The following is a 10,826-nucleotide window of genomic DNA, read 5'->3' as shown; positions in this document are numbered from 1 at the left end:
ACTCCATAGCCACAGGCCGTCATTGGCGAAAACGGCGCGCCGTTGCGTCGACCTTGTCCCCCGCGCAGCGATCGGGGTTATGGATTCCGGGCTCGCGCTGGCGCGCGCCCCGGAATGACGTGAGAGTCTTTGGGCGGCCTTCGCGCTTCAGCCTGCCTTCACCGGCCGCCCCTTCTTCCCGCCCTTGCCTTCGTTCTCCAGCGCCTTGCGCACGGCCTTGAACTCCTCGCGTGAGGCTGCGTCGACGCGCGGGAACTGCAGATCGAGGCTTTCCAGCGCGGCGACGATGGTCGAGCCGATGACGACGCGGGCGAACCATTTGTGGTCGGCCGGGACGACGTACCACGGCGCATGCGGCGTCGAGGTGTGGCGCACGATGTCCTGATAGACTGCCTGGTAGCGCTGCCACTTGGCGCGCTCGGTAACGTCGCCCATCGAGAACTTCCAGTTCTTCGCCGGCTCCTCGAGCCGGTCAAGGAAGCGCTCGCGCTGCTCTTCCTTGGAGATGTTGAGGAAGAACTTCAGGATCACGGTGCCGTTTCGGGTGAGATAGCGCTCGAAGGCGGAGATGTCCTGGAAACGCTCATGCCAGATGGCCTTGGTGACGAGCCTGGGCGGCAGCTTCTCGGCCTTGAGAACCTCCGGATGCACGCGTGTGACCAGGCATTCCTCGTAGTAGGAGCGATTGAAGATGCCGATGCGGCCGCGCTCGGGCAGCGCGAGAACCGTGCGCCACATGAAGTCGTGGTCGAGCTCCTTGGAGGTCGGCTGCTTGAACGAGGTCACCTCGCAGCCTTGCGGATTGACGCCCTCGAAGATGCTCTTGATGGCGCTGTCCTTGCCGGAGGCGTCCATGCCCTGCAGCAGCACCAGCACCGACCAGCGGTCCTGGGCGTAGAGCTTCTCCTGGAAGTCGGCGAGCCGCTTGCGGTTGGCCTCGATGATCGCCTCGCCCTGCTCCTTGTCGAGCCCGCCCTTCACCTTGGTCTTGTGCGACTTGAGGCGAAACTTTTCGCCGCCGTCGATCCGGAACGGCGAGACGAAGGGCTCGAGCTCCGACGCAAGCGTGCGGGCTTTCTTGTTCATGAGGACGGCTCTCCGCTGAACTGGGTCTCGAGGAAGGCGGTGACGAAGCGCGGCATCGCCGCGGTCAGGTCCGCCCTGCTTCGAACCAGCCGGACGCCTGCGAGTTCCGGCTCGTCCTGCGCGGCGAGATTGGCCTCGATGCGGCGCTGCAGGACCTCGCCGGTCTCGGCCGCGTCGAGCACGCGCATCAGCGCGATCGAGGCGCCGGTGACGACGCAGTCCCAATGCGCCGAGGCGCGATAGTCCGATGGCGTGAGCCCGGTCTCCTCCTCGACCTCACGGGCGACGTTCGATGCGAGATCGAGCGTGGCGCCATCGACGTCGTCGAGGTCCGGCGTTCCGGCCGGGAAATACAGCCGGCCCGCGTTGGCCGTATGCGCGCCCATCTCGCCGAGCACGAAGGCGCCGTCGCTGGCGCGCAGCGCGCCCATGCCGAAGCCGTTGAAGGCGCTGCGGTCGGGAAAGCCCCAGTCCCGCCACGCCAGCAGGCTGGCGAAGTCGGTCTCGAAATAGCGCGCCGAGAACCGGTCGCCGTCGAAGCGGGCGTCACGTCCGAGCAGGATGCGGCCGTTCCACAGCCCGGGCTTCTCGCGCTGCCGCTCGGCGAAATGCGCCGCGATCTCGTCGCGGCGCTCCCTCGCAAACGGCCAGTCCCACGGCTCGACCTGGAGGTCGAGCGCGGTGACGCGATGGATGACGACGTCGGTCATCCGCTATTTCACAGCCGTGCCATTGGTGCTCTTGGCCTGCTCGACGAACTTGTTGGTGAAGGTCTTGCTGACGTCGATATTGGCCTTGGCGACGTCGGGGGAGCCGGTCGAGAACACGGCGAGCACGGCATCCGCGCCCTTCGGGTCCATCTTGCCGGTCTGCGAATACATCGGAATGGTGTTCTTCAGGGCGGCGAGATAGAGCGCCTTGTCCTTGCCGACCAGTTCCTCCGGCATCTTGGCCATGATCTCCTCGGGCGCGTGCGAATGGATCCAGGCGATCGTCGCAAGGATGGCGTTGGTCAGCGCCTGCGTCTCCTTCTCGTGACCGGCGATCCAGGCCACCGTCGAATACAGCGCGCCGCCGGGATATTCGCCGCCGAACACCTCGAGCGTGTCGTGCTGGGTGCGGGTGTCGGAGAGGATCTTGAGGTCCGGATGCGTGCCCTGCAGCACCGTCACCGAGGGATCGAGCATCACGGCCGCATCGATCTGGCCCTGCTCCATCGCCGCGACCGCGGTCGCGCCGAGGCCGACGCCGATCACCGCCGTGCCGGCGGGATCGAGGCCGTTCTTCTTCAGCATGTATTTCAGGAAGAAGTCGGTCGAGGAGCCCGGCGCGCTGACGCCGACCTTCTTGCCGGCGAGATCCTTGATCGAGTTGATCTCCTTGTTGTGCGACGGCGCCACGACGAGCACCAGGCCGGGATAACGGTCGTACACGACGAAGGACTGCATCTCCTGCTTCTTGGCGGCGAGATTGATGCAGTGATCGAAATAGCCGGAGACCACGTCGGCGCTGCCGCCGAGCACCGCCTTCAGCGCGTCCGAGCCGCCCTTCAGGTCGACCAGCTCGACGTCGAGCCCGGCCTTCTCATATTCGCCGAGCTGCTTCGCCAGCACCGTCGGCAGATAGCACAGGCAGGCGCCGCCGCCGACCGCGATCGTCACCTTGGTCGCCGCGCTCGCCAGCCCCGTGCTCAACGTCAGCGCCAGCAGCGCACCGGTCACCCGGCCGATGATCTTGTTCATGTGTTTCCTCCGTTCGTGTCGATCAGATTAGGCGTGTCGATGTGGCTTGAGAAGGCCGCCACAAACTCCGCTGTCGTCCCTGCGAACGCAGGGACCCATACCGCGTGATGTTGCGGTGAGAAACGACTGGTCGTTCCGCCTGCCCCAAACCACTCCCTGGGGTTATGGGTCCCGGCGTTCGCGGGGGACGACAGCGGTGGGTGGCGCGGCACCGCGCTCATCATCTCCCCTCCGCCGCATCCGGGCGCCACACCAGGAGCCGCCGTTCCACCAGCGTGACGCAGATGTCGATCAGGATGACGAAGGCCGACAGCACGAACATGCCGGCGAACACGCCGGCGACGTCGAACACGCCTTCGGCCTGCTGGATGAGATAGCCGAGGCCGGCGGCCGAACCGAGATATTCGCCGACCACGGCGCCGACCACCGCGAAGCCGACCGAGGTGTGCAGCGAGGAGAACATCCAGGACAGCGCCGATGGCCAGTAGACGTGGCGCATCAGCTGCCGCTCGCTCATCCCCAGCATGCGCGCGTTGTCGCGCACCACGGTCGAGACCTCCTTGACGCCCTGATAGACGTTGAAGAACACGATGAAGAACACCAGCGTCACGCCGAGCGCGACCTTGGACCAGATCCCCAGGCCCAGCCAGAGCGTGAAGATCGGCGCCAGCACCACGCGCGGCAGCGCGTTGGCCATCTTGACGTAGGGGTCGAACACGGCGGCGACCAGCGGCTTGCGCGCGAACCAGAACCCGACCAGCACGCCGCCGAGCGAGCCGATCGCGAACGCCAGGATCGATTCCCACAAGGTGATCGCGAGATGCTTCCAGATAGCGCCGGTCGAGAACCATTTCACGACCTGGCTGAACACGTCGACCGGATTCGAGAAGAAGAACGGCGGCAACAGAATCCGGCCGAACACCGGTACGGTGGCGAAGAACTGCCACAGCGCGATCGCGACGATCGCGACCAGCAGCTGCAGCGCGAGCAGACCGAGGCGCGACATCACGCTGCTCCCGCCTGCAGGATGGACGCGAGACCGCAGCCCCGCGCACTGCTGCGCCCCCCCTCCCCCCGCGCGAAGCGAAGCTTCGCTAGGCGGGGAGGGGTCGGGGGTGGGGGTGCCACGAGCACCAGTCTTTGCTGGGACCCCCACCCCCAACCCCTCCCCGCAGGGGGGAGGGGAGCTCGACCTGAGCCCTCGGCGGATAGCCAGACTTGAATCCGCCATCACACCGCCTCCGCCTGCTTGTAGGTCTTCTCGACTTCGGCCTTCAGCGTCTGCCAGATCTCGCGATGCAGCTCGTGGAACTCGTGCTTCATGCGCACCTCGAAGATGTCACGCGGGCGCGCCAGGGTGACGCGCCAGTCGCCGATGATGCGCGAGGCGGGGCCGGCCGACATGATGACGACGCGGTCGGCGAGCGCGATCGCCTCCTCCAAATCATGCGTCACGAACAGCACCGCCTTGCGGTCGGCGTTCCAGAGATCGAGCAAGAGATTGCCCATGATCTGCCGGGTCTGCGCGTCGAGCGGGCCGAACGGCTCGTCCATCAGGATGATGCGGGGATTGCGGATCAAGACCTGGGCGAGGCCGACGCGCTTGCGCTGGCCGCCCGAGAGCATGTGCGGATAACGGTTGCCGAAGGCGCCGAGGCCCACCGATGTGAGCCATTGCTGCGCCTTGGCGGCCGCCTCGCGCGCCGGCGTGCCCGCGACCTCGAGACCGATGGCGACGTTCTCCAGCGCGGTCTTCCACGGAAACAGCGCATCGGCCTGGAACAGGTAGCCGGCCTCGCGATTGAGGCCGGCGAGCGGCTGGCCGAAGATGCGTACGCTGCCCGCGGCCGGCTTTAGCAGCCCCGCCGCGACGTTGAGCAGAGTGGACTTGCCGCAGCCTGTGGGACCGACGATCGCGACGAACTCGCCGTCTTCGACGCTCAGCTGCGCCGTCTCCACGGCGGTATAGGTGCGTCCGCCGGCGAGCCGGAATGCGACCGTGGTCCCGTCGAGCGAGACGGCGGCGGCCGTTGATGGCGTCACGTCCAAGTTCCTCCCCGAAAATGGCCGGGACGGCTTAGCCGCTTGCGCGGCGAAGTTCAACGCAGGCCCTGGACGTGCTAGGTCTGACACCGAGGCCCCCCGCCCTGAAAGGCCGCATGCCGCGCACCTCCCTCATCAGCTATGATCGTGTCCGCAAGACCTTCCCCGGCCCGGTGGTCGCGGTGGACGACGTCTCGCTCGCCATCGCCGAGGGCGAGTTCCTGGCGATCGTCGGCGGCTCGGGCTCGGGCAAGACCACCCTGCTGCGGCTGACGAACCGCCTGATCGCGCTGGACGGCGGCACGATCCGGATCGGAGGAGAGGACATCGCCGGCCTCGAACCGGTCGCTCTCCGCCGCCGCATCGGCACCGTGTTCCAGAACGGCGCGCTGTTTCCACACATGACGGTTGCGGCCAATATCGGCATCACCCCGAGGCTGCTGGGCACGCCGGCGAACGAGATCGCCGTGCGCGTCGACGAGCTGCTCGATCTCGTCCAGCTCGACCGCAAGGCCTATCGCGACCGGCTGCCCGACGCGCTCTCCGGCGGCCAGCGCCAGCGCGTCGGCGTCGCCCGCGCGCTCGCCGCGCGGCCGCGCATCGTGCTGATGGACGAGCCGTTCGGCGCGCTCGATCCGCTGACCCGCGATGCGCTGGGCCGCGACTACCGCGCGCTGCACGACACGCTCGCGCTGACGACGCTGATGATCACCCACGACATCACCGAGGCGCTGCTGCTCGCCGACCGCATCGCGGTGATGCGCGGTGGACGCCTGATCGCGATCGGCACGCCGGCCGAGCTCGCGGCGAGCCGCGAGCCCTATGTGGCGGAGCTGATGACGACGCCGCGCCGGCAGGCCGCGCGGCTGGCGGCGCTGCTGCCCGAGAGCGGCGCGGCATGAATCTGCTCTCTGATCCACGCGTCGACGAGGCGCTGTCGCATCTTGCCGACTATCTCGGCAGCCACCTGCGCGTCAGCATCGCCGCGCTCGCGCTCGGCCTTGTCGTCAGTTTTCCGCTGGCGCTTGCGGCGCGCAACTCGCCGTCGCTGCGCAATCTCCTGCTCGGCCTCGCCAGCGTGGTGCAGACCGTGCCGGGTCTGGCGCTGCTCGCTCTGTTCTATCCGCTGCTGCTGGCGCTCGCCGCGCTGAGCCTGCGCTGGTTCGGGCTATCGTTCTCGGCGTTCGGCTTCCTGCCGGCTGTCTTGGCGCTGGCGCTGTATTCGATGCTGCCGGTGCTGCGCAACACCATCACCGGGCTGAACGGCGTCGACGCGAGCCTGATCGAGGCCGCCAAGGGCGTCGGCATGACCGAGCGGCAGGCGCTGACCATGGTCGAGCTGCCGCTGGCGCTCCCGGTGATCATGGCCGGCATCCGCACCGCCGCGGTGTGGGTGATCGGCACCGCGACCTTGTCGACGCCGATCGGGCAGACCTCGCTCGGCAACTACATCTTTGCCGGATTGCAGACCCAGAACTGGGTGCTGGTCGTGTTCGGCTGCGTCGCCGCCGCGGTGCTGGCGCTCGCGGTCGACCAGTTGCTGGCGCTGATCGAGAACGGCCTGCGCAGGCGCAGCCGCGCCCGCATCGGGATCGGCACGGCGACGATCGCGCTGATGGTCGGCGCGAGCCTCCTGCCCTCGCTCGCCGGCAGCTCCGCGCGCTACGTGATCGGCGCAAAAACCTTCACCGAGCAATATGTGCTGGCGGCGCTGCTCGGCGAGCGGCTGCAGGCGGCGGGGCTTTCGGCCACATCGCGCGCGGGGCTCGGCTCCAGCGTGATCTACGAGGCGCTGAAGAACGGCGACATCGACGCCTATGTCGACTATTCCGGCACGCTGTGGGCCAACCAGGCTCACCACACCGAGCAGCTGCCGCGCGCGGCGCTGCTCGACGCGCTGAAGCAGGATCTCGCCAGGGACAAGGTCACGCTGCTCGGCGAGCTCGGCTTCGAGAACGCCTATGCGCTGGTGATGCCGCGCAAGACAGCCGAGACGCTCGGCATCCGCTCGATCGCGGACCTCGCGCGCCACACGCGCGAGATGTCGATCGCCGGCGACTACGAATTCTTCTCGCGCCCGGAATGGGCGGCGCTGCGCGACGCCTATGGCCTCGCCTTCCGCGCCCAGCGCCAGATGCAGCCCGACTTCATGTATGCGGCGGTGGCCTCCGGCGAGGTCGACGTCATCGCCGGCTACACCAGCGACGGGCTGATCGCGAAATACGACCTCGTCGTGCTCGACGATCCCAGGCATGCGATCCCGCCCTATGACGCGATCCTGCTGCTGGCGCCTAAACGCAGTGGCGACCGCGCGCTGCAGGACGCGCTACGGCCGCTACTCGGCAGGATCGACATCGCGACGATGCAGCAGGCGAATCTGCGGGCGTCGGGCAGTGATGCTGAGTCGTCGCCGCAAGCCGTGGCGCGCTGGCTGTGGAGCAGGATTTCCAAGTAAGCCCGCCTGCTTCAACACGTCATTGCGAGCACAGCGAAGCAATCCAGGGGCTAAAATGCACTTTGTCTGCGTTGCCCCTGGATCGCTTCGCTCGCGATGACGGCGGAGGTTGGCGCAACCACCAACCGCACGAGCGAGCTCCTTGCGCTTACATTCCCGGCTCGATCGGCTTCTCCACGGCGCCGCCATGGTCGGCCCAGTCCTTGAAGCCGCCGATATTGAAGACCTTGTCGTAGCCGAGGTCCTTGAGCGCCTTCCCGGCCAGGGCGGCGCGGCCGCCGGAGGCGCAATACAGAATGACGCTCTTGTCCTTCGCAAAGGCCTTGTCGTGATAGGGCGAGTCCGGATCGGCGCGGAATTCGAGCATGCCGCGCGAGACGTGATGGGCGCCCTCGATCTTGCCGCTCTTCTCGACCTCCGGCGCATCGCGCACGTCGAGCACCAGCGTGTTGCCCTTGGCGATCATCGCCTGCGCCTCGGCCGGCGTGATCTTCGGCACCACGGCGTTGGCGGCGGCCAGCAGCTCCTTGACGGATGTGGACATATCGGACCTCCCTGTCTGATGACGGACACCGGTAGCCCAGCCCCGCGGCGGCGGCAATGCTCCGCTGGCATGGGAGATCGCAATGTCGTGAGGTCGTGGCCCTACAGTCCCCGGATCATGTCGGCATCGATCAGCATGCGATTGAGGCGGCGGGCCTCGGCGCCGTCGCCGCAGGCGTAGAACACGCCCTTGCAGCGCTGCATGATGTCCTTCTGCTCGGCGAAGGACGGATCGAGCGGAATGCCGGCGGCCTCGAGCGTGACCAGCGGCAGATAGGCGGCATCGATCCTGTCCATCACGGCGCTGCTCTGGCGCGGTTCGAAATTCACGGCGTCGATGGCGTAATAGGTCTGATAATAGCGCGGATCATAGGTCTCGAGCTTCTCGCCGATGCCGGCCTCGTCGAGCTTGGGATCGAGGATGTGCGGCGAGAACTCCGGCTGGTGGTCGCCATAGCGCACGATCAGGAACGGCTGGTCGCCGAACCGTTTCTTCAGATTGGCCAGGAAGCGCTGATAGTCCGACGCGCTCATCGCCTGCCGCCGCAGATATTCGTCGATCGCAGGCGCATTGCCGGGCGCGCGCCAGGACGGCGTCAGGTCGGGCCGGAACGTGGTCTCCCAGGGAAAATGGTTGGCGGCGAGGTAGACGAACATGAACAGCGGCTTGCCCGGCTTGCGCTGCTGCATCAGGTCGAGCGCGGCGTCGTAGAAGAAGCCGTCGGGCTCGACGCCCTTGGCGCCGAGGTCGCGCGCATCGAGGAAGCGGTCGACGCCGACCGTGGTCTGGAAGCTGCGCGCGCTCATGAAGGCGCCATGCGCGGGATACAGCGACAAAGTGTCGTAGCCGCAATTTCGCAGCGAAAGCGGCAGGCCACGCTCGACGCGACCCGACGCGACGCGCGTCACGAAATAGGCGAAGCGGCCGAACGAGCGCGACGACAGGCCGGCGAGCACGTTGTATTCGGTGAACCAGCTCGGCCCGCCATTGCTCTCCGCCATGAACTGGCGCGCCTTGCCGTCATAGGACTTGAAGTGGCTGCCGTAGCCGTCCGGCACCTTGATGCCGGCGGCCGCGCGGATGTCGAAGCTCGACTCGTCGTGGATCAGCACGATGTTCGGGCGCCGTCCGGCGGGATGGCAGGAATCCGGAACGAAGGCGGCCAGCTTGCGGTCGGCCGTGGCATCCGACTCCATGAAGCCGTTGGCGAGGAAATCCGATACCGCCGTGACGCCGGAGCGCGCGAATTTGGAGAGATAGCCGTCGTCGTAGTAGCCGCGCCAGGCCTCGTCGCGCCAGTTCAGCGAATACAAGGTCAGCGCCGCGAGGCAGGCGAGCTTGCCGGCCAGCGCCGGCAGCCGCGCCACGCGGAACGGATCGGCCCACCACAGCAGAGCCATCAGCGGCAGCACGACGGCTGCGGCCACCAGCACCGACAGCTTGAGGTTCGGAAAGATCGTGAACAGGAACGCCGCGCTGTCGTGGTCGATCAGCATGACGTCGACGAAATTCGCGGTCATCTGGACCACGGCATGCTTGAGCTGCGACAGCAGCACCAGCACCACCACCATGGTCAGCGCCAGCGCGCCCGACACCGCCGGCCGCCGCAGCAGCACCAGCCAGAACCCGTTCAGGATGCCCCATGCCAGCACGAAGCCGAGCCGGGAGCCGAAATCGGTCTCGGTGTGCAGCATCAAGGCCAGCGCGGCGACGTGGGGCGCAGCGACAGCCGACAGCCGCGCCATGTTCGAGCGCGTCGCGCTGGCCGCCGTGAGCGTCGGGATGGGGTCGTGGTTCGGACTGAGTGACATCAGGCGGTCGATAGGAGATGCCCCTCGCCGGCGCATGCCGGCGATCGAGGACACCGATCCTGTCATGTGACCGTAATGAAATCGTCACAAATAACAACAGTCCGGATTTGCCCGGAGCAGCGCCAGCGTCTGGCATCGCAGCAGCGATGCGATCGGCCATCAAGCGTTGCGGCTGTTGTCAGACGTTCATCATCCGCCGCTGCGGCCGCACCGCGCCGCGCGCGGCCTGCGGTGCTGCACCGCCGGATGTCCCGGCCCTGAGACGCTGCGGCATCCGCCGGATGAACGGCCATCCGAACCACAGCGCGCCACAGAGCGGCAGCAGGGGCAGCAGCAGATTGGAGCCGCGATCACGCTCCACGATCGCGAAGGGCGACGCATCGTCGCCGCGATAGCGCACCATGACCCGGTCGCCGACGCGATAACGCGGCGAGCTGCCGCCGAAATCCTCGAAGCGCACCAGCGCCCCGGACGCGCTCGCGAACTCGATCACGGGATAGTAGGTCGGCTCCCGGCCGGGGTCATAGCCATCCACCCGGATCGTGACGACCTCGCCCTCGGTCCGCAGCCCCGGCAATTCCAGCCAGATGACGTACATCGCCAGGGCGATGGCGGTCGCCAGCAGAACGGCCGCAAGACCGCCGGCGAGACGCGCCGGTGCCCGCGACGCGCGACGGCGCGGTGCCTTCGCTGCGGCGGCCGTGAACAGCAATGCGATCTGGCCGTCAACCGCTAGCCCAAGAAAGTGATAATCGAACATTCCGATGCCCCCGCAGGAAGCTGCATCGAAAAAACCAATCGTGTGTAAAATACGACGTTCGATTTCCGCACAACCACCGGGTCGCGCCTGCGACCGATCCAATAGCCTCGACAATTCCACGGCTTACGCGCCATCCCATGCCGCACAAAATTTCCATGGCGATGGCGGCTTGCCGGCCGCTTGTTGCTCCGCTTCCACACGCGCGCAACGAGCGGCAAATGTTGATTCTCGTGAGTGCGGCCCGACGCTGCTTAGGGACCGGCGGTCATCGCAACACGAAGCGGTGCGATCGCCAATCCGCTCGCCATGCGCGCAGCCCCTTCTGCTCGGTGTCGGTCAGGCCGAGCGCTGCGCCTGCGTCGCGACTGGGCGCAGCGATGCGAAG

Annotated in this window: 10 protein-coding genes; 2 read left to right on the top strand and 8 right to left on the bottom strand. The window is 67.1% G+C overall.

Translation table 11 applies throughout. The annotated features are described in order from the left end of the window. Positions 1-147 precede the first annotated feature (147 nt). The 5 genes from BRAS3809_RS04130 to BRAS3809_RS04110 form a co-directional block, all read right to left on the bottom strand. On the bottom strand, positions 148-1,086 hold the full coding sequence (locus BRAS3809_RS04130; protein WP_008960846.1) for a polyphosphate kinase 2 family protein: 939 nt from the start codon (positions 1,084-1,086) through the stop codon (positions 148-150). Beyond that, a complete protein-coding gene (locus tag BRAS3809_RS04125; protein WP_008960845.1) occupies positions 1,083-1,796 on the bottom strand; it encodes a hypothetical protein in 714 nt (237 codons plus the stop codon). Before BRAS3809_RS04125 ends, BRAS3809_RS04130 begins: the two co-directional genes overlap by 4 nt. A 3-nt stretch (positions 1,797-1,799) precedes the next feature. After that, the gene (locus BRAS3809_RS04120; RefSeq protein ID WP_008960844.1) at positions 1,800-2,828 is read right to left on the bottom strand and encodes an ABC transporter substrate-binding protein; all 1,029 of its coding nucleotides are present in this window, start codon (positions 2,826-2,828) and stop codon (positions 1,800-1,802) included. 220 nt (positions 2,829-3,048) lie between these two features. Further along, a complete protein-coding gene (locus BRAS3809_RS04115) occupies positions 3,049-3,834 on the bottom strand; it encodes an ABC transporter permease (RefSeq protein WP_008960843.1) in 786 nt (261 codons plus the stop codon). A gap of 224 nt (positions 3,835-4,058) precedes the next feature. Further along, positions 4,059-4,871 carry an ABC transporter ATP-binding protein gene (locus BRAS3809_RS04110; RefSeq protein WP_008960842.1) on the bottom strand — a complete coding sequence of 271 codons (813 nt, stop codon included), beginning with the start codon at positions 4,869-4,871 and terminating at the stop codon, positions 4,059-4,061. A gap of 116 nt (positions 4,872-4,987) precedes the next feature. Between BRAS3809_RS04110 and BRAS3809_RS04105 the strand changes: the two genes are divergently transcribed. Together BRAS3809_RS04105 and BRAS3809_RS04100 are read left to right on the top strand one after the other, a co-directional pair. Then, positions 4,988-5,773 (top strand): ATP-binding cassette domain-containing protein, encoded by a 786-nt coding sequence (locus BRAS3809_RS04105; protein ID WP_008960841.1) that lies wholly within the window; start codon positions 4,988-4,990, stop codon positions 5,771-5,773. Next, the gene (locus BRAS3809_RS04100) at positions 5,770-7,326 is read left to right on the top strand and encodes an ABC transporter permease/substrate-binding protein (protein ID WP_008960840.1); all 1,557 of its coding nucleotides are present in this window, start codon (positions 5,770-5,772) and stop codon (positions 7,324-7,326) included. Before BRAS3809_RS04105 ends, BRAS3809_RS04100 begins: the two co-directional genes overlap by 4 nt. Before the next feature lie 148 nt (positions 7,327-7,474). Here the strand turns inward: BRAS3809_RS04100 and BRAS3809_RS04095 are convergent, their stop codons facing one another. The 3 genes from BRAS3809_RS04095 to BRAS3809_RS04085 form a co-directional block, all read right to left on the bottom strand. Further along, entirely contained in the window at positions 7,475-7,870 is a 396-nt protein-coding gene (locus tag BRAS3809_RS04095; RefSeq protein WP_008960839.1) for a rhodanese-like domain-containing protein, read from the bottom strand. 101 nt (positions 7,871-7,971) lie between these two features. Continuing rightward, positions 7,972-9,681: a sulfatase-like hydrolase/transferase gene (locus BRAS3809_RS04090; RefSeq protein ID WP_008960838.1), complete on the bottom strand. Its 1,710-nt coding sequence runs from the start codon at positions 9,679-9,681 to the stop codon at positions 7,972-7,974. 178 nt (positions 9,682-9,859) lie between these two features. Beyond that, entirely contained in the window at positions 9,860-10,561 is a 702-nt protein-coding gene (locus tag BRAS3809_RS04085) for a DUF3592 domain-containing protein (protein ID WP_240535593.1), read from the bottom strand. Positions 10,562-10,826 lie beyond the last annotated feature (265 nt).

Origin of the sequence: Bradyrhizobium sp. STM 3809 (genome assembly GCF_000239795.1) — a bacterium.
Lineage (GTDB): Bacteria > Pseudomonadota > Alphaproteobacteria > Rhizobiales > Xanthobacteraceae > Bradyrhizobium.
Note: the sequence above shows the minus strand (reverse complement) of the source record. Positions and strands in the feature narration are given on the sequence as shown.